General features: G+C 54.5%; 13 protein-coding genes, 2 rRNA genes, 1 other RNA gene and 1 pseudogene. 16 read left to right on the top strand and 1 reads right to left on the bottom strand.

Translation table 11 applies throughout. From position 1 onward, the window contains the following. The first annotated feature begins 79 nt into the window (after positions 1-79). The 14 genes and pseudogenes from casA (at position 80) to CAQUA_RS08500 (ending at position 14,041) form a co-directional block, all read left to right on the top strand. Positions 80-1,840, top strand: a complete 1,761-nt coding sequence (casA, locus tag CAQUA_RS08565; protein WP_196825485.1) for a type I-E CRISPR-associated protein Cse1/CasA — start codon at positions 80-82, stop codon at positions 1,838-1,840. Further along, the gene (casB, locus tag CAQUA_RS08560; RefSeq protein WP_196825486.1) at positions 1,833-2,468 is read left to right on the top strand and encodes a type I-E CRISPR-associated protein Cse2/CasB; all 636 of its coding nucleotides are present in this window, start codon (positions 1,833-1,835) and stop codon (positions 2,466-2,468) included. The genes casA and casB overlap by 8 nt, the downstream gene beginning before the upstream one ends. A gap of 12 nt (positions 2,469-2,480) precedes the next feature. Beyond that, a complete protein-coding gene (gene cas7e / locus CAQUA_RS08555; RefSeq protein WP_196825487.1) occupies positions 2,481-3,617 on the top strand; it encodes a type I-E CRISPR-associated protein Cas7/Cse4/CasC in 1,137 nt (378 codons plus the stop codon). Beyond that, complete coding sequence (gene cas5e, locus CAQUA_RS08550) at positions 3,614-4,336, top strand: type I-E CRISPR-associated protein Cas5/CasD (RefSeq protein WP_196825488.1); 723 nt, start codon at positions 3,614-3,616, stop codon at positions 4,334-4,336. Before cas7e ends, cas5e begins: the two co-directional genes overlap by 4 nt. Further along, a complete protein-coding gene (gene cas6e / locus CAQUA_RS08545) occupies positions 4,333-5,064 on the top strand; it encodes a type I-E CRISPR-associated protein Cas6/Cse3/CasE (protein ID WP_196825489.1) in 732 nt (243 codons plus the stop codon). Before cas5e ends, cas6e begins: the two co-directional genes overlap by 4 nt. A gap of 50 nt (positions 5,065-5,114) precedes the next feature. Beyond that, positions 5,115-6,005: pseudogene (cas1e, locus tag CAQUA_RS08540) on the top strand (type I-E CRISPR-associated endonuclease Cas1e). Further along, the gene (gene cas2e / locus CAQUA_RS08535) at positions 6,002-6,346 is read left to right on the top strand and encodes a type I-E CRISPR-associated endoribonuclease Cas2e (protein ID WP_196825490.1); all 345 of its coding nucleotides are present in this window, start codon (positions 6,002-6,004) and stop codon (positions 6,344-6,346) included. The pseudogene cas1e and the gene cas2e overlap by 4 nt, the downstream one beginning before the upstream one ends. 579 nt (positions 6,347-6,925) lie before the next feature. Continuing rightward, positions 6,926-7,618 (top strand): cell division ATP-binding protein FtsE, encoded by a 693-nt coding sequence (ftsE, locus tag CAQUA_RS08530; RefSeq protein WP_196825491.1) that lies wholly within the window; start codon positions 6,926-6,928, stop codon positions 7,616-7,618. Between the two features lie 13 nt (positions 7,619-7,631). After that, positions 7,632-8,534 (top strand): permease-like cell division protein FtsX, encoded by a 903-nt coding sequence (gene ftsX / locus CAQUA_RS08525; RefSeq protein WP_196825492.1) that lies wholly within the window; start codon positions 7,632-7,634, stop codon positions 8,532-8,534. A gap of 40 nt (positions 8,535-8,574) precedes the next feature. Further along, positions 8,575-9,063, top strand: coding sequence for an SsrA-binding protein SmpB (gene smpB / locus CAQUA_RS08520; protein ID WP_196825493.1), 489 nt, complete (start codon positions 8,575-8,577; stop codon positions 9,061-9,063). Positions 9,064-9,129: 66 nt separating this feature from the next. Beyond that, positions 9,130-11,091, top strand: coding sequence for an arabinofuranosyltransferase AftB family protein (locus tag CAQUA_RS08515; RefSeq protein ID WP_231375637.1), 1,962 nt, complete (start codon positions 9,130-9,132; stop codon positions 11,089-11,091). Positions 11,092-11,109: 18 nt separating this feature from the next. Next, the gene (locus CAQUA_RS08510) at positions 11,110-11,763 is read left to right on the top strand and encodes an SDR family oxidoreductase (RefSeq protein ID WP_196825494.1); all 654 of its coding nucleotides are present in this window, start codon (positions 11,110-11,112) and stop codon (positions 11,761-11,763) included. Positions 11,764-11,879: 116 nt separating this feature from the next. Further along, positions 11,880-12,256, top strand: a transfer-messenger RNA (tmRNA) gene (gene ssrA / locus CAQUA_RS08505). Positions 12,257-12,361: 105 nt separating this feature from the next. Further along, the gene (locus CAQUA_RS08500) at positions 12,362-14,041 is read left to right on the top strand and encodes an arabinofuranosyltransferase AftB family protein (protein ID WP_196825495.1); all 1,680 of its coding nucleotides are present in this window, start codon (positions 12,362-12,364) and stop codon (positions 14,039-14,041) included. 63 nt (positions 14,042-14,104) lie between these two features. Here CAQUA_RS08500 and CAQUA_RS08495 read toward each other — a convergent pair whose 3' ends face one another. Then, complete coding sequence (locus CAQUA_RS08495) at positions 14,105-16,615, bottom strand: glycosyltransferase family protein (RefSeq protein ID WP_196825496.1); 2,511 nt, start codon at positions 16,613-16,615, stop codon at positions 14,105-14,107. A 672-nt stretch (positions 16,616-17,287) separates the two neighbouring features. Here CAQUA_RS08495 and CAQUA_RS08490 point away from each other — a divergent pair. Next, a 16S ribosomal RNA gene (locus CAQUA_RS08490) occupies positions 17,288-18,805 on the top strand. 429 nt (positions 18,806-19,234) lie between these two features. Then, positions 19,235-22,306 (top strand): 23S ribosomal RNA (locus tag CAQUA_RS08485). Together the 16S and 23S rRNA genes form the textbook arrangement of a ribosomal RNA operon. Positions 22,307-22,388: the final 82 nt, after the last annotated feature.

Here is a 22,388-nt window from a genome sequence, read left to right as displayed (position 1 = left end):
CAGTAGGAAGTGTCGAGCCGAGAAAGTACCGTCATAAACGTAATGAACGAAGCCCAATCAATGAAAGGAGATGAGATGAATGTCTGGACTAACTACGGTCGCTGATGTAGACACTGAACTACATTCGGTTCGCCATAGTTACAACCTTCTGAATGAGCCGTGGATCGAATGCACAACTGAAGAAGGGGCGAAAACCTTAAGCATCCGTGACGTCTTTTCCGGAAGCGAAAAACCCTTATCAATCGTGGGGGATTCACCAACACAGGACTATGCAGTTTTGCGTGTTTTGCTGGCGATCTACTGGAGAGCGCACCAGGCGGAATTGGCGCGCACCTTGACCAGCAGAAGCGCACGAATGCAGTTTGATTGGTTTGACTGGTTCCAGCAGCGTCGAGAGGAACACACGTCGGGAGCGTCCGATCGCATCGTCTTGGAGTACCTTGATCAGTTCGAGGAAAGGTTTGACCTTTTGCATCAGGAATACCCCTTTATGCAAGTCGCAATGCTCGACACTGAGAAAGCTGCGCGACAAAATGTGTCGAGAATTGTGCCGGATTCAGAGCACAACTACTTCACAATGAGGACCCATGACGGGCGCGAATCGCTCTCATTTGCCGAAGCTGCGAGATGGTTAATCCACACGCATGCGTACGATTACTCGGGCATTAAATCCGGGGCTCTTGGTGACCCGCGAGTAAAAGGTGGCAAGGGCTATCCAATCGGAACTGGTTGGACCGGAATGACTGGTGGCACCGTCATTCGTGGCACAAACTTGTTGGAAACCCTGATCTTGAATACGACGCAGGACTGCGTTCATTTTGATAACTCTGCTGATCGGCCAGTGTGGGAACGGGAACCGGATACAGCAGCCCAACGAAGCGCAGGAGTAATTTATCCTAACGGGCCGGCAGATTTAGCTACTTGGCAGTCGCGGCGAGTGAGGTTATTTACTGATGAGTCCGAGGTGACGAGCGTTCTCGTTTGCAACGGCGATCAAATACCGGATGCTGGCAAAGATATTTTCGGTGACCCGATGACCCCCTACCGGTACAGTGCCAATAAATCCAAAAAGGGCGTGGCGGTCTTTTATCCGAAGGCGTATGACACCCAAAGGACTATGTGGCGATCATTGGATGCGCTGGTTGCTTCCCAGTCCGATCCGGATTTCAATGCTAAAAGCCAAGCTCCTAAGCGACCGCGAAACCTCGAGAATTTATCGAATGTTGCTGATCGCCTCGGCAAACGCGAGACAGCAGATGTGAGCATCGTCTCGATGGAATACGGCACACAGAGCTCGTCGATTGCAACGATGGTCAGTGCGAATATCGGAATACCGTTAGCTCTTCTGCAAGACGATGAGGTTGCGCAAGAACACCGCCAAGTCGTACGCAATGCTGCCGAGGCTACGAAGAATGCTGCGGTTTCACTTGGATGGTTCTGCGGCCAGCTCGAAGTAGCGGCTGGCGGGGAATATGTGTTCGATGGTTATACGGCCGACAAACTCTACAATGAGCTCGAACGACAGTTCATTGACTGGCTCCGGGGGCTCAATTTCGAAAACATGAAGGCAGAAGCGGTCGCCTGGCAAGAATGCGTTCGCAGAGAGGTCCTCGTGATCGCTGATGAAGCTATTCGTGGAGCAGGTCAGAAAGCTCTTATTGGGAGAGTCGTTGACGCGGCTGAGGATGGCTCCCGTGGATATGTGGTCAACGCAGGTGTTTTGCATCGAACGCTGCGGCATCGGCTGTTTAAGGACCTGCCGCTATTAGGTAAGGATCGAGCGTCAAGCGAAGGTAAAGAAACCGCGTTGGAGAACAATGGAGGAATCAGCGATGAGTGATACCAGTCTCGTGATCAGTGTCAGCAGCACTGTTGCACGGATGCAGTCCAACTATTTCGACAAGCCGCACTCTGTGGAAGGGACAGAGACGCGGCGTGCACTAGCCGAGCTTCGGCAGTCAGCATCGCGCGGTTTCGGAACCGATCCTTTGGCACTGCAAAGGGTGCTAATGCTCTTGAAGCCTCCGCTGAGCGAGAGCCTTATCGGGAAGACCGATACGGCCACTCCGTCCGAGTCTGCGGTTTACCATGCGCTGACGCTTTTTGCGCTTCACATGCAGAGCGCGAAACATCCAGCACACAGCGCAAAGACCTCTTTCGCGATGGCGTGTGGGCAGCTCTACGTTCAAGCAGATTCTGGTTCGATCAAGATGCGCTTCGATGCGATGCAAGCGGCTGCGGATGAAACAGCTCGCATCGTTCATCTTCGTTCTCTTATCGCGTTGCTCCGTAGCCACAACATTGCTTTCGACTATGGGTGGTTTGCAAACGATTTGCGGAGCCTGCGGCTACCTCAGCGCCGTGACGGTGTTTTGCTCCGATGGGGCAGAGACTTCGCGGTTGGAACCATGCCTCCTAAAAAACGACACGACACCGATCCCTCACTTATTGAAAAGACGCTCTCCTAGAAAGGAAAAACCATGTCTCTTGTCATCGATATTCACGCACTTCAGACCGTTCCACCTTCCTTGATCAACCGCGACGACACTGGCGCGCCGAAATCTGCAGTCTTTGGCGGGGTGCCTCGTCAGCGTGTTTCTTCGCAGTCGTGGAAGCGCGCTATACGCCGCTATTTTGAGCAGAACTTTGATCCGGAGCTCGTGGGCGACCGATCGAAGCGCTTTCCGGAGAAAATCGCTAAGGCCCTTGTGGAATCGGGGGTAGACGAAACTGATGCTATTGCGTGGACCGAGCAGCTTTTCAAGGCGGTCGGAGTAAAGACCGAGGTAGAGAAAAAAACCGGCAAAGCCGAGTTGAACTCCGAGGATGCGCCGGCCACCGCGTTTCCCCGCTCGACCTACTTGCTGTTCCTGAGTCAACAGCAGGTTGAGCGTGCTGTGAACGAACTTTTGTCGCGCCAGGGAGAAAAGATCTCGAAGCAAGACGCGAGGGAAATCCTCAACCAAGATCATTCAGTCGACATGGCGATGTTCGGACGTATGTTGGCTGATGATGCTGCCTACAACGTTGATGCGGCAGTCCAGGTTGGCCATGCAATCGGAGTACACAACTCAACTCCGGACTTTGATTACTACACAGCTGTAGATGATCTCGCTGAGGACGGTGATGAAACCGGAGCGGGCATGATTGGCACCGTCCAGATGATGTCCTCGACCTTGTACCGTTATGCCACGGTGAACCTGGATGGGCTTACGGAAAACCTCGGTTCCAAAGAGGTGGCTCGGGTGGCTGCAGTTCAATTCATCGAAGCGTTCATTTCCTCGATGCCAACCGGCAAAATCAACACCTTCGCGAATCAGACACTGCCCGAGCTTGTATACGTCGTCATTCGCGACACCCGTCCAGTTTCGCTCGTGAACGCTTTCGAAGCTCCGATTGAAGAGGGAGTCTCACGTAGGAAGGCTGCCGCAGATCGACTGGCTAAGGAAGCTTCAGACATTGAGTCGGTTTACGGATTCACGCCTTTGGCATCGTTCGTCATGGGTATTCAAGGTTTAGCTGAACCTTTCGCGGAGATCGCCAAGCAGGTTTCTTTGAATGAGCTGAAGGATGATGTTCAATCTGAGCTTGGAAATCGAATGGGTGATGGGAAGTGAGCCACTCCCTACTCCTACTCCTGAAAGGTCCGCTTCAATCCTGGGGTGATGAGTCACGGTTCAAAACGCGCGCAACTTCCAATACTCCGACCAAATCTGGAGTCATCGGTTTGATCGCTGCGGCCCAAGGGAGGCGGCGTACCGATTCGGTGGAAGACCTCATCAGTCTGAGAATGGCGGTACGAGTAGACCAATCAGGGAGTCTTTTAAGCGACTATCAGACCGCTCAGCCCTGGATGCAGAAACCGAAGGAAGCTGCTCAACTAGTAACGCGATATTTTCTCACGGACGCGGCTTTCGTAGTTGCGCTGGAGTCGGAGGACAAACAGCTGCTAGAGGGTATGGCGCACGCACTTAAGACACCTGCGTTCCCGCTTTTCATGGGCCGGCGATCGTGCCCGGTTCATCCCGGTTTGGTGATTGGGGTCAGGGCTGGTGGTTGTGAAGAAGCACTTCGCAACCACGAAGTCTGGCATGCGACTGAATTGCATAAGCGCCAATCGCCGCGCAGTGTTTCGCTTGCCGTTTACGTGGATGCCAAACCCGGCGAGCCCGGTGCTGTTCAGAGGCAGGATGTTCCTTTATCCTTTGACCCTCAACATCGTCAGTACGGTTGGCGTTCGGTCATTCGGTCCGACGACGTCGTTCTGGATAATCCCTTGGGCACTGCCCTGCGTGATTCGGCTGATGTTTTCTTTGAGACGGTGATGCGAGCATGACGACGTTCACACGTATTTCACTCAATCCTCAACGGCGTCACGCCGCGAAACTACTGTCGGATCCTCAGTCAATGCATGCGGCTGTCCGCGCATCTTTTCCCCCAGATATCGATCAGACTGACGCGCGTGTTCTGTGGAGAGTAGATAAGTCCGAGCACGAAAGTGTTCTCTATATCGTGGGTCCAGAAAAGCCGACGGCTTCGCTGATCGTTGAGCAGGCGGGATGGGATACTCGCCCCGCCCAGACGACTGAGTATGAGCGCTTCCTGGGCTCGTTGAGGAAGGGACAAAGATGGCGTTTTGAGCTGGTCGCTAACCCCACGTACTCGGTATACGAGGAAGGAAAACGCGGAAAAGTTAAAGCGCATGTATCGGTCCATCACCAGGTTGAGTGGCTTTACAAAAAGGCTGAGAACGCTGGATTTGCACTTCCTCCGCGTCCATCATTAGGTGATGGCGGGGCAGATTCGAGCAAGGGAGATCCGGCAGGAGCGGGTACACGGTGGGATGGTTTCGACCCCCCGGTTGTCCTAGAGCGGTGGACGGATGTGTTCCAGCGGAGCGCAGCTGGTGGTCGGTCGAAAGCCCCGGTCCGGATCGCTAAGGCCCGGTTTGCAGGGACGTTAGAGGTCGTGGACAGCGCTACTCTTGCTTCTACGCTCACTCAAGGCATCGGCCGCGGTAGAGCATATGGGTGTGGCCTACTTACTTTGGCTCCTGTGAGGTAGCCGTGACTACGCCGAACGAGATCCCCATAACGCGGCGGTCTCTCGCTCAGATGGGAGACCGGATCTCGTTCCTGTATGTGGAACGAGCGGTGGTCAACCGCGACGGGAACGCTCTCACAATTTCAGACTCCCGAGGGGTTGCTCATGTAGCTGCGACGCAGTTGGCGGTTCTCCTCCTCGGACCCGGCACCCGAATTACCTACGCAGCCATGGCTTTGCTTGGGGACGCAGGTGTTTCAACTGTATGGGTTGGGGAGCGCGGTGTTCGCTACTACGCCCACGGGCGACCCCCGGCAAAGTCATCACGCATGTCTGAGTTGCAAGCGCGCATTGTCACCAACCAGCGCACTCGACTTGACTGCGCACGCAGAATGTACGACCTGCGCTTCCCGCACGAGGATATAGCTGGGCTTTCCATGTCGCAGTTGCGAGGCAGGGAAGGGGCGCGGATGAAGAAAATCTACGCCACCGAAGCGGAACGAACCGGTGTGGAGTGGGATCGGCGCAACTATGATCCGAACGATTTTGAGTCGTCGACGCCGATCAATAAGGCGTTGACTGCTGCTAATGCAGCGCTGTAGGGAATTACTCATGCGGTGGTGGTTGGTTTGGGTTTTGTGCCTTCTTTGGGGGTGATTCATACTGGCACGGATCGGTCATTCGTGTATGACATTGCTGATCTCTACAAGGCTGAAATAACCATTCCTAGCGCGTTCAACGCTGTTGCTTCGGGAGTCCGAGATCCTCACATAACCGTACGCAGGGTAGTTCGAGATGCGGTGGTAGAAAAACGATTGATGCCGCGCATCGTAAAGGACCTAAAATACGTGATGGACACGCCTGACGAAGACCTGTCGCTCGAAGCTGAGCTTTATTTATGGACAGAACTTGAGGTTATCTCTTCAGGGGTCAACTGGGCAGAGCAGGAGTCAGCGACGTGATGGTTCTCGTGGTGACTGCGTGCCCTTCGGGTCTTCGCGGTGATTTAACTAAGTGGCTGGTGGAGCTAGCGCCAGGGACTTTCGTCGGATCTCCCTCAGCCCGAATTCGTGAGCTCCTTTGGTCACGAACGTGCACTCTGGTCAAAGACGGTCGGGCGTTGATGGTCTATTCCGCGAAGAACGAGCAAGGAATGGAGTTTCTTACGCACAGGCACGATTGGACTCCCACAGACTTTGACGGTCTAACGCTCATGATGCGGCCCAGCCAAGGTTCAGCGCCTCAACGGCGTACCGGATGGAGCAAAGCACGCCGACAGCGGGAGCGGTTCAAAGGCCGGTAGTCAGTACAGTGGACAATCTCGACAGCTGATGTTTAGCCGCTTCGCGCAATGTAGTTTGTTTGGTCAGTGTGTCCTCTCTTATTCGGGGCGATGACACCTAATCAAGCAGGTCGAGGAACATCGGTCGCGCTTTCAACGCGTAGATCAAAAGTACATCGCCGTAGCTGTTCACAACTTCGTAAGTCTCATGCGACTGTGAGTCCGGCGTTCGCTTGACGCATTAACTCGGAACGTGTGATCTGGCGTTCGTTGGCCAGCTTGTCTGATTCGGCGAGCTCTTCGAGGGTGAGGCACATAGCAATCACCTCGGACGGTTCAGCCGCCTCGACCCCGGCTTCTAGCCCCTCCGCGGCCCCTCCCGGGCCCCTTCTGAGGTGCGATCCTGACGATCCTTACACTGTTGATGCCTCATCAAAAAACTGACCTGGGGAAATGGGTTTTTAGGGCCACCCAGTTGTCAGCGTCGTCAGGATGCGGTCGCGAAGGTGGTGGTGAAGGCGGCGGGGAAGTCGCGTGGCCCGCCTGGTTTAAGCCCCAATAGTTTCTCTAGTAACACCAGTAACAGGTAGGGTGGGGCGCGTGATCACTTTTTCCAATGTCAGCAAGGTGTATCCGACGTCGACGCGGCCGGCGTTGGATAACGTGAATTTGACCATCGAGGATGGGGAATTCGTGTTCCTGATCGGGCCGTCGGGCTCGGGTAAGTCCACGTTTTTAGAGTTGATGATCCGCGATGAGAACGTCACGTCGGGGGATATCCACTTCAATGACTTTCACGTCAATGCGCTGAAGGGCTCGCAGATCAACAAGCTGCGGCAGTCCATCGGGTATGTCTTCCAGGACTTCCGTTTGCTGCCGAAGTTGAATGTGTACGACAACGTTGCATTCGCGCTTGAGGTCACGGGCAAATCGAAGTCGCGAATTGCGAAGCTCGTCCCAGAGGCGCTGGAAATCGTGGGTCTGGACGCTAAGGCCAACCGCATGCCCAATGAGCTTTCTGGTGGTGAGCAGCAGCGCGTTGCTATCGCCAGGGCCTTCGTCGATAGGCCGCCGCTCTTGCTTGCCGACGAACCGACGGGCAACTTGGACCCGTCGACGTCTGACGACATTATGGCGTTGCTGGCGCGGATCAACCGCATGGGAACGACTGTGATCATGTCCACGCACAATGCGCGCGCCGTTAATGAGATGCGTACGCGCGTGATTGAGCTGCACTTGGGCACGCTCGTGCGCGATGACGCCCATGGTGTGTACGGGATTGTTCAGGACTAGGAGCTGCACAACAATGAATTGGAACTTCATTTTCCGCGAAGGTTTCCGTGGGTTGGGCCGCAACCTCACTATGACTATCGCGTTGATCATTACAACGGCACTCTCCCTCGCGCTGGTGGGTACCGGCATCTTGATTTCGCAGGTGACGTCAAAGACGAAGGACCTGTACCTCGAGCGCGTGGAGGTCACCGTTGAGCTCAGCGAACAGATTTCTGACACGGACAAGGAATGTTCGACTGACCCCTGTAAGGAGGTCCGGGACATCCTTCAGAAAGATGAGCGCGTAGAAAGCGTGACCTTCCGCAACCGTGAGCAGTCCTATGAGCGCTTCAAGGAGCTCTTCGGGGAAACCGACCCGGTCTTGGTGCAGGAAACCACACCGGATTCGCTGCCGGCGGCGCTGCACGTTCGTCTGAAAGACCCGACGGATACCTCCCCGTTGGATGCGGTGCGTGAATTGCCGCAGGTTGCCTACGTTGGTGACCAGGGCACGGATGTGGAAGACGCCGCACGATCCATGGATTCGATCCGGAACGCGACATTCCTAGTTGCTGCCGCGCAGGCGCTCGCCGCGATCTTCCTCATCGCAAACATGGTGCAGTTGGCTGCGTACAGTCGCCGCGATGAGATCGCGATTATGCGCATGGTGGGTGCCTCCCGGTGGTTCACGCAGGCACCGTTCATCCTTGAAGCAGTGATATCCGTGCTGCTTGGCGGCATCATTGCCACTCTTGGCGTGTGGTTTGCCAAAGCCAAGATCGTCGACCCGATGCTGAGCAGGCTCTACGAATCCCTCCTGATTGCGAAGCTGCCGGATTCCGCGGTGCTTACCGTGATGCCACTCGTGGGGCTTGGTGCGTTGATCATCTCTGCTTTGGTGGCGCAGGTGGCCCTGCGCTCCTACGTGCGCAAGTAGTTTCACTTCGCCGCTGTGCGCGACTAGGATTGGCCGGATTATGGGGAAAAAGAAAAAGAAGGACGGCCCCGCCGTAATCGCGTCAAACCGCAAAGCGCGGCACGATTACACGATCCTTGAGACGTACGAGGCCGGCATTGTCTTGGTGGGCACAGAAATCAAAGCCCTGCGCGAGGGCAAGGCCTCGCTCGTTGAGGCATTCGCCACCATCGACCGTGGTGAAGTCTGGCTGCGCAACCTGCATATCCCCGAATACTCCCATGGTTCCTGGACCAACCACTCGCCGCGGCGCACGCGCAAGTTGCTCCTTCACCGCCGCGAGATTGACACGCTTGAGGGCAGGCTTCGCGACGGCAATAAGACGCTCGTCCCCTTGAAGCTCTACCTCAAAGACGGCCTAGTCAAAGTGGAACTTGGCCTGGCCCAGGGTAAACAGGATTACGACCGCCGACGCGACATCAAACGGCGCGACGAAGACCGCGAAATCGCCCGCGAGGCCGGCCGGAAGTTCAAGGGGATTAAGGCTTAACTTTCATCGTTTTGCGGGTCTCTCAGGCGCCCTGTAACAACGTGAACGGCGTGCTACTGTCTTTCCATGCCAAAAATCGATGAGGCCGTTGGTGATGTTGAGGCCACGACCTCTAATGCTGAAGAGGTTGAAACGAAGGTTCTAGACGGACTCGAGTCAACGGATGACAAATCTGTTGACTCGAAGCCGGAACTGGAGTCTTGGGCTTTTAGTAACCTGACGCCGACCGTTCGTTCCGTCATCGTGAGTACTGCGGTTATCGGAGTGCTCACTTTCATTGGGGCAGCCCGCAGCCGTTGGATGTCTGATGACGGTTTGATCGTCCTTAGAACGATCCGAAATCTACAAGCAGGAAATGGCCCGGTTTTCAACGTGGGCGAACGAGTCGAGACAAACACCTCGACAGTGTGGCAGTACTTGATCTTCTTCGTAGCGCAGCTAGGAATCAAAGATCTTGCAGCGATTTCGTTATGGCTTGGCGTGATACTGGGCACAGTCGCTCTCGTAGTCGGATCTATAGCTTCCTATCGCTTTCATGTGCTGCGAGGAGGACGTACGGCGGGTCTCGGCCAAGCGAAGCTACCGGGAGGTGCGTCGTCGCTTATTTTCGTCCCATTCGGCGGATTGCTGTACATCAGTTTGGCCCCGGCTAGAGAATTTTTTACTTCCGGCCTCGAATGGAGTCTCTGCCTGTTCTATCTAGCGGTGCTGTGGTTCCTGCTCGTCGAGTGGGACCACTCGACAATTGATTCTGTCCCAGGCGATGAGGCTCAGCGGATTCTGGCGCCTCTAAAGCAGGAACGTAAGGTGCCAGGCCGAGTAGGTTATACCCTGGCGTTTTGGTCAGGGCTGTCGTGGTTGGTGCGTCCAGAACTTGCTTTGTACGGGGCTCTAACTGGACTCACTCTTGTCGTTTGTCACCGCAGTGTGAAGGAGCGGTTACAGATCATCGCAATAGGCATTGCTCTTCCGATGATCTATCAAATTTTCAGAATGGGTTACTACGGTCTGCTGACTCCACACACCGCCGTAGCGAAGTCGGCGGATGATTCCATGTGGACGTTGGGTTTCAAATACTTTCACGATTTTATGGCTCCTCATCACCTTTGGATCCCGCTGTTGTTGGTTGCGGCTTATTACGCGATCATTAATGTAAAGGGCTTTGGCGTCGAGCTTCCCGTTGCAGTCCTACTGATTGGGGCACTCATTCACACCGTGTATCTGGTAAGGATCGGCGGCGACTTCATGCACGGCAGGATGTTGTTGCTTCCGCTGTTTGCGGTTTTGCTTCCGGTGATGCTGTGCGGTGTCGCATCAGTCTTATCAGCGTTTTTAGCTGGTGCCGTGTTCTCGTACGGCGCCATGGTCGCCTACGCGGGCATGGACGCTTACCAGACCTGGCGAGACAAGAATGAAATCGACAACCTGGTGATCTATGAAAAGGGGCTATGGACCCACTTCACAGGGAGAGAGAATGAGGAACCACCTAGGAATGAATCGGATTTCCGTGCTCTGCCTCACGCCAACGGATTTGACCAAGCGATGAGCGAACTTGAATCTGGTTCAGCTTTCGCCTTCTTCGCTGTCGTGGGCGAGGAAGAAAAATGGGTGACTATTGCTCGAGGCGATGATGAATTGCCTCCTACGATTTACTGGACGAGCCTGGGCTTCACCGGAGCTTTCGCGCCCTTGGACGTTAGAGTCCTCGACCCCATTGGTTTGGCAAACCCCTTGGCCGCAAGGATGCCTCGTGAAGAAGGCGCGCGAATCGGTCACGATAAGAACCTGGCAGGAGAATGGCAGGTCGCGGATTCGTCTGCGGATCTCGGAGCTTACCCAGAGAACCTGATCAACGTTGATCAAGTACTTCGGTGCCGTCAAGCTCTCCAAACGCCCGAACTAAAAGAGCTCTTGGACTCTTACCGGGAGCCCATGTCGTTCAAGCGCTTCTTCAAAAACATCGGTTTTGCTCTCACTGACGGTCGTACGTTGCAGCTCGATCCTGACCCTGGGAAGTACGGCGTGTAACTCCGTATCCTGGGCACCATGAAAACTGCACTCATCACTGGCGCGTCCCGCGGGATCGGTCGCGCGATCGCGGAGGAATTGGGCAAGGACCACCACATTATTGCGGGGGCATCGAAAGATGCTTCTGGGATCGTCGATGCGTTGCCCAGCGCGGAGCCGTTTGAGGTGGATCTTTTAGATCGGCAGGCGCTGCGGGAGGCTGCGGCGAAAATTGACCACCTGGATGTGCTGGTTTTGTCCGCGGGCATCCTCTACAAGGGCCCGTTTGAGCAGATCAGCGACGAGCAATGGGAGGAGACCTTGGCGCTCAACGTGCTCGCCCCCGTTGCGCTGACTCGGGCGCTTTTGCCTGCTTTACGACGGTCGAAGGGCCTGCTTGTCCCCATCAATTCCGGCGCGGGCCTACATGGTGTGGCCGAAAACACGGCGTATTGCGCATCGAAGTTCGCGCTGAAGGGGTTCACGGACTCGCTGCGGGAGGAAGAAAAAGGCAACATCCGCATCACGTCCATTCACCCTGGACGGACCGACACAGACATGCTGGATGGGCCCCAGCATGGGGATCGTCCGAAGATGGATGCGGTGAACGTGGCCCGCGCCGTGCGGCTTGCGGTGGAGGCCGGGCCGGGTGCGACAGTGGAATTCTTGCGCGTCGCGCCGTCGGGTCTCTAACACGGCTGCGGGTATTGACTTCCGCGGGTGCGGGGTTTAAGGTCAGTGGTCCTGCGGTTGATGCGCTTGATCCCGCCGCAGGAGTGAAACGACGAATCAGTCGGATCCTTTTTCAAGGGGATGATTTGGTTTCGACTTCGCTTACTTTGCCAGGGGAAGCGTGCCGGTGCAGGCTGGAGACCACCGTAAGCGTCGCAGCAATCAAATAAACGCAGAGAAGAACTCTCAGCGTGACTACGCCCTCGCTGCCTAATTCAGCGAGCCCGTGTCTGTCAGCCCGGGGATGCCCTTGCCCCGGATCCTGGCATCAGTAAAAGGGATTGCTTGGCCGCCGTGTCAGTGCGGTGGTCAGGGACTTTTTCACTGACTGGGCCCATCATCTGGACATGTTCGCCTGATCCAGAGGGCCGATGAGAGATCCGCGCGGACTGCGCACGGAGAAGCCCTGGTGCGGTGGCGAAGGACCCGGGTTCAAGTCCCGGCATCTCCACCGAAAGGCGCTGGCCAAATGGCTGGCGCCTTTCTTGTTTCAAAGTGAAAGCGTATGTGACTCGTCTGACGATCCTTGAGTGAAGTTCGACCGAGTAAGCTAAGCACAGTGAATAGGAAAATTATCCTTTACGCCGAACTCGTGCTGATCGGGATCCTGGCCTTCATCGGGGGGTTTATTCGCCGATGGATTGCGGATGATGGATTGATCGTGCTCCGCACCGTCGCGAATCTGCATGCGGGGAATGGGCCAGTCTTCAATGCCGGCGAACGAGTGGAAGTTAATACCTCCGCGATGTGGACATTCCTGGTGTGGCTTTTCACAATCCCAGATCAGGAGCACATGGAAACCCTCGCCATTTGGCTGGGGCTGTTTTTAGGCGTCGCTGGCATCATCGTCGCGTCCTATGGAGCTAGCGTATTTCACGAGTCTGCGGCATTAATCCCATTTGGCGCCGTAGTGTACTTGGCCCTTCCGCCAGCTCGGGATTTCTTGACGTCCGGGCTGGAGTGGAGCCTAGTGATCTTCTACCTGAGCGTTTTGTGGCTGTTCTTGGTTCGCTTCCCTGACAAGCCGATCTGGATCGCGATATGGGCTGGTCTATCGTGGCTAGTGCGGCCAGAACTCGCCTTGTATGGAGGCTTAGCTGGCTTGGCGTTGCTAATCCAGCACCGCAAAGAATTACGATCATGCTTGAAGATAGTTGGCGCTGGCGTTGCAATCCCTGGCGTGTATGAAATTTTTCGAATGGGTTATTACGGATTGCTAACGCCCCATACGGCAGTTGCCAAATCCGCGTCGGAAAGCTATTTCGGCCGAGGGATAGATTATCTGGGTGATTTCGTGCTTCCGTACTATCTCTGGATCCCCCTGGCTCTGGTGGTTCTCACTCTGTGCGTCACTGTATGGAAACGGGAAGAGCGGTTATCGGTTCCGGTCCTAGTCATGGTCGGGGCGGCAGCACTTCACACACTCTATGTAGTACGTATTGGCGGCGACTTCATGCACGCACGAATGTTTTTACCGCCCTTATTTGCTCTGCTGTGCCCAGTGATGCTCGTTCCAGCAAGAAACATCGTCAGCGGCATCGCATCACTGGCCGCGGCTATATGGGCGTTCATCGTGGTCGCCGGGGGTTCTCAAAACTACTTGTCCTGGGCGGAGCAACATGTTGACCCCGATAAAGGTGCTGTGTACGAGCCTGAGGTCTGGTCATCCGGCACTGGTCGGAGTTTGGATGAGTTGCCGCGCACGGTCGACTACTACGATGCGCTGCCGAATATGAACAAATTTGATCGTGCGATGCATGCATTAGACGAAGGGGACGCATTTGGATGGGTGCTCGAAGACAGGGGACGTGCGGAATGGCGAACACTGAAGAGAGATGATGAAACCTATCCGCCGACCATTTACTGGCTGAGTCTCGGCTACACCGGGATGAGCGCTCCCTTGGAGATACGCGTACTTGATCCGATCGGACTCTCTAATCCTCTTGCTGCTCGCCAGCCGCGTCTACCCGAGAAACGGATCGGGCATGACAAAGAATTGCCGATTGATTGGCAGATCGCATTCTCGTCGGCCTCCTTAGAAAATTTGCCGCCGGAAGCCAGTGCCGAAAACATCCGCCGCATCCGAAACGTGATCGCTAACGACCCCGCGATCCAGGAGCTGCTTGCCAGCTACCGAGACCCATTGACGCCAGCGCGTTTTCTCAAGAACATTAGATTCGCTCTGACAGGGGGTCGAACGATCGAAGTTAATCCGGATCCTAACGCTTACAAGCATTGATTCGCCCGCTACCGTCCGCGATCACCTCTGCGTCAGAATTTCTGAATCAGTCATTCCAGCAGCTTAAATTGCGCCGTCGAAGCTGGTGAGCATGTATGAGGAGAACCACGCTCCAAACAAAACCCACGCAGTAAACGCTGGTAGCAGTGCCTGGAGTCCCTGAGTTCGTAACCTGGAGATGACGGCCGGTATCAACAGAAGTACTAGAGGCAGAAGAAGCCTTGGAATGGACGAGAAAGCCCCTCCTGTTAGTAGGACCTGGGCAGTCAACAACGTGCAAGCAATCCAAAGCGGCACCGGGACATTGCGTCGTGTCGAATAAAGCACGAACGGGACGACGACGACCGTAATAGCGGCGACGAGGTGAGGCACATCGACGGATGTCGAAAACGCGTCGACCAACGACTGCCAGGTTGATGTGCCGTAGTCGAGGGATGTTGGCCAGCGATCGCTTATCGCGTTCTTGAATTCCCCAGGACTTCCAAACTGTCTGCTAAGCCATACCAGGTAAATGTTCAAGGGCATAGCGGACAAAGCCAGCCCGAGCCATGCCCTCCAGCTTGAATTCTCCTTCACAACTACCAATACAGCGAAGGTAAGTACGAACGGTATTGCCAGGAGACTTGTTAGCCCGCTGATCCCAACTAGGGTTCCCGCTGCAATCCACCGCTTGTCGAGTACGGCGATCAAAGCCCAAACCAGGAACGCATGGAACATTGCGTCGGGAAATGCCATGTTATGTACGATCGCCATCGGTGCCCCGATGACAAGAACCGCCGAAGCCGTTGCTTCAAGCGAGTTCGCGCCTAGCTTGCGAGCGAGTGTGATCACTCCTGCAGAGATTACGACGGTAAAGAAGAAGTTCGGCACTATTGCAGAGAACCCGTACGGCAATCCAGTCAGATAATGAACCACTCTAACTAGCGAAGGATAGGCAGGGAACAGCGTTAAAAGATCTTCGGCTGGTGTCGAACTATTGAAATACCCGTGTCTAGCAATCTGGAGATACTCCTCTGCATCCCAGCCTTGAATTTTTTCCGACCACTTTGAGTCCAAGCGTCGTGTTTGAATAGCGAGGATCAAAAGCCGAAAGGCCGAAACGCAGATGGAGATTTGAATCGCCCGAATCCAGAGCGACACTTTCGAGTTGTTCTCCGAGCCAGCTCTCTTTGCCGCGGAATCTTCATCTTGGAAAACAGTGGAGCCTTGGTCCTCCAGTTGTCTGGAGCTCTCACTCTCTAGCTCCGTGAACTGGTTCTCTTTCTGTACAGGGGGCGTCGATTCGGCACGCAAGGCTGATATCTCGCGCATGACAACAGCCGATACTGCAAGAGCGGTAATGGCGACTATCAGAAGGTTTCTCGCTGCTAGAGCAAATGGGGGTTGCCACTGAGCGCCCAGCGTTACTACGACATCAACGTAGGTGTAAGGGAACACGAAAGAGGACACGGCCATTGCGACGATGGTTAAGATTGCAACCCATTGCATCAGTCGGTGAGATCTTTCGATCGAAGCGGGTTGCTCTGAAGCCGACCATGGTTGCGTCAACATAACCGCGAGCAACGGCCCTAGCCAGATGACGTACTGTGGAGAAAACACCTTGTTTGTAACGATTACCAAAAGGATTATCGCTACAAAGAAATAGATCGTGGATTGGACTTCCCATTGTCCGCGGAACAGTCGGTAGAGTACCCAGCTGACTGCGATCAGGAATACAAGCAAGGTGAGGATTCCTGAAAGCGCAATCGCATCCTCAACACCGGGGCCACTGATCTCAAAACTTTTCGATTCTGCGAAGCTCACTGAGTATTTTTCAGGCTTGAAATAGCCAGCAAGTACGAAAGGAGTGGCGAGCACGGACTCAACCTGGAGGCCTCGAACCGATTGGTAAGAGAGTGGGCTCGTTAGACGATCAGTTCCCCCTACAAGAACGATCGCTAAGCAGATTGCGCACAGTGATCCGACAAAGGAAAGTACCCGGATCCATGTCTGAGAGTTTTTAATTCGACCAACAAGACCTGCGGCTAACATTCCGGGCCAAAGCTTAAAAGTAGTCGCTAATGCGAGAACGCCGGACGCAACTGCAGGATAAGAAGCAAGCAAGACTGCGGTGAGTCCAACCAAGAATGCCGGATAGATGTCCATTCTGTAATAAAGATTCGTGGTCGCGGCAACACCGAACAGAATCCAGAATCCAGTAGCCCACAAGCGCATGCGGTCTCCATGCTCTTGGGTAACACCTTTGCGGCGATGATGGATGCAGTACGCGGTCACTAATAAATCCAGAATGAAAATCTGGAAGAGAAACATGTTTTTGAACTCTGCGGCTTCCGAGAACCCGAGCCATTTCAGCCAGTACAGGGGGATGACGGAGGGAAGGGGGTACTCGTCCATGGACGAGCTAGTGACGCCTTCGTAGTAATAATCGAGTTCGCCATGTGCTCCTCCGCCTGCTGCTAACAGCATAAAAAGAAGAATTCGGCTGAGGAACCAACCGCCCCACAAGTTCTTCGGACGAGAAAACACCTGGCGTGCAGATTCCTGCATCTTTTCACTGACAACCACGCTAGACACGATGAATCATGCTACTTCGAAGCTCGACTTTCTGGTATTCGGGCCAAAATTGGCGATGAAAGGGGAAGTTGGTGCAGCGTCGTTGCTGGTCATTGCCGGATTTTGCCATTTGTTGTGAGTTTCGCTAGATTCTTTCTCTACCAGCGTGACGCACTTCGTTACTTCGAAATGAACGAAGGGTATATCGCCGGAAAGTACAGATTAAGGGCGAGTTGACAAGAAGTTAACTACTCTGTAACGTAGTACAAGCCGCTTGCGGAGGGCATGTTGTGTGTCTGATGGGGTGTGCGTGTGTTGTGTGAGAACTCGATAGTGTGCCAATTGTTTTGTTTGGATTGGTTTGTGTGATTGGCTGCATGCTTTTTTGTGTGTGGTGTGTGCTGGTTGCTGCGGCGTGAACCTTTGATGGCGTCGTGGTGTTCTGGTTGGTTGCATGGGCTGATTGGATTTTTGTTGTGTTCTGGTTTTTCCTCGTCGGATGCGGGATGCAACGTTTGATGCTGTGACTGCGCATGTTTGTGTGTGTGGTTGTGGTGTTTGGTAATTTTTGGATTTTTTATAGCCAGTTCATGCTTCCGGCGACTGTTTGTTGGTTGTTGGTTGTGTGGGTGGTTTGTTTTGGTTGGGTTTTGGGCTTTTCACGGCCTGTTTCACTTTGTTTGTTGAAACTTTTTTGTGGAGAGTTTGATCCTGGCTCAGGATGAACGCTGGCGGCGTGCTTAACACATGCAAGTCGAACGGAAAGGCTCAAGCTTGCTTGGGTACTCGAGTGGCGAACGGGTGAGTAACACGTGGGTGATCTGCCCTGCACTTTGGGATAAGCCTGGGAAACTGGGTCTAATACCGGATAGGACCATCGTTTAGTGTCGGTGGTGGAAAGTTTTTCGGTGTGGGATGAGCTCGCGGCCTATCAGCTTGTTGGTGGGGTAATGGCCTACCAAGGCGTCGACGGGTAGCCGGCCTGAGAGGGTGTACGGCCACATTGGGACTGAGATACGGCCCAGACTCCTACGGGAGGCAGCAGTGGGGAATATTGCACAATGGGCGCAAGCCTGATGCAGCGACGCCGCGTGGGGGATGACGGCCTTCGGGTTGTAAACTCCTTTCGCCAAGGACGAAGAGGAATTGACGGTACTTGGATAAGAAGCACCGGCTAACTACGTGCCAGCAGCCGCGGTAATACGTAGGGTGCGAGCGTTGTCCGGAATTACTGGGCGTAAAGAGCTCGTAGGTGGTTTGTCGCGTCGTTTGTGGAATACCGCAGCTTAACTGTGGGGTTGCAGGCGATACGGGCATAACTTGAGTGCTGTAGGGGAGACTGGAATTCCTGGTGTAGCGGTGAAATGCGCAGATATCAGGAGGAACACCGATGGCGAAGGCAGGTCTCTGGGCAGTAACTGACGCTGAGGAGCGAAAGCATGGGTAGCGAACAGGATTAGATACCCTGGTAGTCCATGCCGTAAACGGTGGGCGCTAGGTGTGAGTCCCTTCCACGGGGTTCGTGCCGTAGCTAACGCATTAAGCGCCCCGCCTGGGGAGTACGGCCGCAAGGCTAAAACTCAAAGGAATTGACGGGGGCCCGCACAAGCGGCGGAGCATGTGGATTAATTCGATGCAACGCGAAGAACCTTACCTGGGCTTGACATACACCGGATCGGGCTAGAGATAGTCTTTCCCTTGTGGCTGGTGTACAGGTGGTGCATGGTTGTCGTCAGCTCGTGTCGTGAGATGTTGGGTTAAGTCCCGCAACGAGCGCAACCCTTGTCTTATGTTGCCAGCACGTGATGGTGGGGACTCATGAGAGACTGCCGGGGTTAACTCGGAGGAAGGTGGGGATGACGTCAAATCATCATGCCCCTTATGTCCAGGGCTTCACACATGCTACAATGGTCGGTACAACGCGCAGCTTCCCTGTGAGGGGGTGCGAATCGCTGAAAGCCGGTCGTAGTTCGGATTGGGGTCTGCAACTCGACCCCATGAAGTCGGAGTCGCTAGTAATCGCAGATCAGCAACGCTGCGGTGAATACGTTCCCGGGCCTTGTACACACCGCCCGTCACGTCATGAAAGTTGGTAACACCCGAAGCCAGTGGCCCAAACGTGTTAGGGAGCTGTCGAAGGTGGGATCGGCGATTGGGACGAAGTCGTAACAAGGTAGCCGTACCGGAAGGTGCGGCTGGATCACCTCCTTTCTAAGGAGCTTTATTTTTTGTGTGCATCACCTCTTGATGCCTGTTGGTTGCAGGCTGGTGTGTGGTGTGTGGGTGGTTGAGTACCCGAGTGTGGTGCTGCCAACCCAAGTTTTTATGAAATCCAGGTGGATGCACGTTCATGCTCGTAGCCGGTAATGGTGGCTACGGTTGTACACGCACAGTTAAGTGTGTGTGGTTGTTATGCAGGCTTTTGTTCAGGCGGAATGGTTGGCATGCTGTTGGGTGTCTGGGGCAGCACACCACCTTGTGTGGTGGTTGTTTCGTGGCACATCATATGAGCCTGTGACTGGTTGTTGTGGGGTTGTGTGGTGTGTGTGGTGTGTGAGAACTGGATAGTGGACGCGAGCATACTTTGTTTTGTGTGTGTTTGAGTGTGTATCTGATTGTGTGTTGTGGGTTGTCTTGTTCATGTGTTTTGTTAAGGGCGCATGGTGGATGCCTTGGCATGCTGAGCCGATGAAGGACGTGTCTGGCTGCGTTAATCCTTGGGGAGTTGCCGTGTAAGCGTTGATCCGAGGGTGTCCGAATGGGGAAACCTAGCACCGGTTGTGTGGTGTTACCTGCAAGTGAATTCATAGCTTGTGTGGGGGTGACGTAGGGAAGTGAAACATCTCAGTACCTACAGGAGAAGAAAACAATTGTGATTCCGTGTGTAGTGGCGAGCGATAGCGGATGAGGCTAAACCGTGTGCGTGTGATACCTGGCAGGGGTTGCGTGTGCGGGGTTGTGGGGTGTGATTGTCACTTACTGCCATAAGTGGGTGTGCGTGGTGTGGTTAAGCGGAATCGTTTGGGATGACGAACTGGAAAAGGTGATGAGTCCTGTACGTGATGGCCATGCTGCGTGTGCTGGTTGTATCCCCGAGTAGCAGCGGGCTCGTGGAATCTGCTGTGAATCTGCCGGGACCACCCGGTAAGCCTAAATACTCAGTGTGACCGATAGCGGATGAGTACCGTGAGGGAATGGTGAAAAGTACCCCGGGAGGGGAGTGAAAGAGTTCCTGAAACTGTGTGTCTACAATCCGTCAGAGCACCTCTTTGTGTGTGATGGCGTGCCTTTTGAAGAATGAGCCTGCGAGTTAGCGGCATGTCGCGAGGTTAACCCGTGTGGGGTAGCCGTAGGGAAACCGAGTCCATGAGGCGTGTTAGTGGCGTGTTCTAGACCCGAAGCGGGGTGATCTACCCATGGCCAGTGTGAAGCAGCTGTAAGAGGTTGTGGAGGCGCGAACCCACGTAGGTTGAAAACTGCGGGGATGAGTTGTGGGTAGGGGTGAAAGGCCAATCAAACTCCGTGATAGCTGGTTCTCCCCGAAATGTATTTAGGTACAGCGTCGTATGGAGCATGCCGGAGGTAGAGCTACTGGTTGGTTGAGCGGGACTATCATCTTAGCAATGTCAGCCAAACTCCGAATGCCGGTTATGTGTGTGCGGCAGTGAGACTGTGGGGGATAAGCTTCATAGTCGAAAGGGAAACAGCCCAGATCGCCGGTTAAGGCCCCTAAGGGTGTACTAAGTGGAAAAGGATGTGTAATCGCGATGACAGCCAGGAGGTTGGCTTAGAAGCAGCCACCCTTGAAAGAGTGCGTAATAGCTCACTGGTCGAGTGGTTGCGCGCCGACAATTCAGTGGGGCTGAAGTACACCGCCGAAGCCGCGGCAAGTCGTATGACTTGGGTAGGGGAGCGTCGTGTGTGGGGTGAAGCAGTATCGTAAGGGGCTGTGGACTGCATACGAGTGAGAATGCAGGCATGAGTAACGAATGATACGTGAGAATCGTATCCGCTGGATGACTAAGGGTTCCTGGGTCAAGTTCGTCTTCCCAGGGTGAGTCGGGTCCTAAGGCGAGGCCGACAGGCGTAGTCGATGGTCAACGGGTTGATATTCCCGTACCCGTACCACACCGCAAGGATTGAATCAGTGATACTAACCACCCTGACCATCTGCCATGGTGCTCTTTGAGTACCAGGTGGGTGTGATGCGTGGGGCCTGAACTGGTAGTAGGTCAGTGATGGGGTGACACAGGTTGGTAGCACCGCCCCTTAGTGGATTGGGGTGCAAGCGTGTGGCATATCGGTGAGGTAAATCCCGCCGTGTATATATGTGAGGCGTGATGCGGAAGGCGAAAGGGCCTTTAAAGGGTGTGATCCTGTACTGTCGAGAAAAGCCTCTAGCGATGGGGTGGTACGGCCCGTACCCGAAACCGACACAGGTAGTCAGGTAGAGAATACTCAAGCGGTCGGGTGAACTGTGGTTAAGGAACTCGGCAAATTACCCCCGTAACTTCGGGAGAAGGGGGGCCATATCTGGTGATCTGAACATGCGTTGGTGAGCTGGATGTGGCCGCAGAAAACAGAGGGGAGCGACTGTTTATCAAAAACACAGGTCCGTGCGAAGACGTTGAAGTTGATGTATACGGACTGACGCCTGCCCGGTGCTGGAAGGTTAAGAGGACCTGTTAGGTAGTTTTACCGAAGCGGAGAATTTAAGCCCCAGTAAACGGCGGTGGTAACTATAACCATCCTAAGGTAGCGAAATTCCTTGTCGGGTAAGTTCCGACCTGCACGAATGGCGTAACGACTCCCCTGCTGTCTCAACCACAGGCCCGGTGAAATTGCACTACGAGTAAAGATGCTCGTTTCGCGCGGCAGGACGAAAAGACCCCGGGACCTTCACTATAGCTTGGTATTGGTGTTTACTGCGGTTTGTGTAGCATAGGTGGGAGACTGTGAAACGCTCACGCCAGTGGGTGTGGAGTCACAATGTGAAATACCACTCTGACCGTAGTGGATGTCTTAACCTTGGCCCATGATCTGGGTTGGGGACAGTGCCTGGTGGGTAGTTTAACTGGGGCGGTTGCCTCCCAAAATGTAACGGAGGCGCCCAAAGGTTCCCTCAGCCTGGTTGGCAATCAGGTGTTTAGAGTGTAAGTGCACAAGGGAGCTTGACTGCGAGACCTACAAGTCGAGCAGGGACGAAAGTCGGGACTAGTGATCCGGCACCTACTTGTGGATGTGGTGTCGCTCAACGGATAAAAGGTACCCCGGGGATAACAGGCTGATCTTCCCCAAGAGTCCATATCGACGGGATGGTTTGGCACCTCGATGTCGGCTCGTCGCATCCTGGGGCTGGAGTAGGTCCCAAGGGTTGGGCTGTTCGCCCATTAAAGCGGCACGCGAGCTGGGTTCAGAACGTCGTGAGACAGTTCGGTCTCTATCCGCCGCGCGCGTTGAAACTTGAGAAAAGCTGTCCCTAGTACGAGAGGACCGGGACGGACGTACCTCTAGTGTGCCAGTTGTTCCGCCAGGAGCACAGCTGGTTGGCTACGTACGGAAGGGATAACCGCTGAAAGCATCTAAGCGGGAAGCCTGTTTCAAGATGAGGTTTCATTAAGGTGCCCAGAAGACTACTGGGTTGATAGGCCAGAGCTGGACACACCGCAATGTGTGAAGGCGACTGGTACTAATACACCAAAAAACACAAACAAACCCCCAACACAAACACATCAGGGGCACACCAAACAAAAACAACACGCAAATCGTCTGTATGCAACGCGTCCACTACCCG

This window comes from Corynebacterium aquatimens, assembly GCF_030408395.1.
Classification (GTDB): domain Bacteria; phylum Actinomycetota; class Actinomycetes; order Mycobacteriales; family Mycobacteriaceae; genus Corynebacterium; species Corynebacterium aquatimens.
Note: the sequence above shows the minus strand (reverse complement) of the source record. Positions and strands in the feature narration are given on the sequence as shown.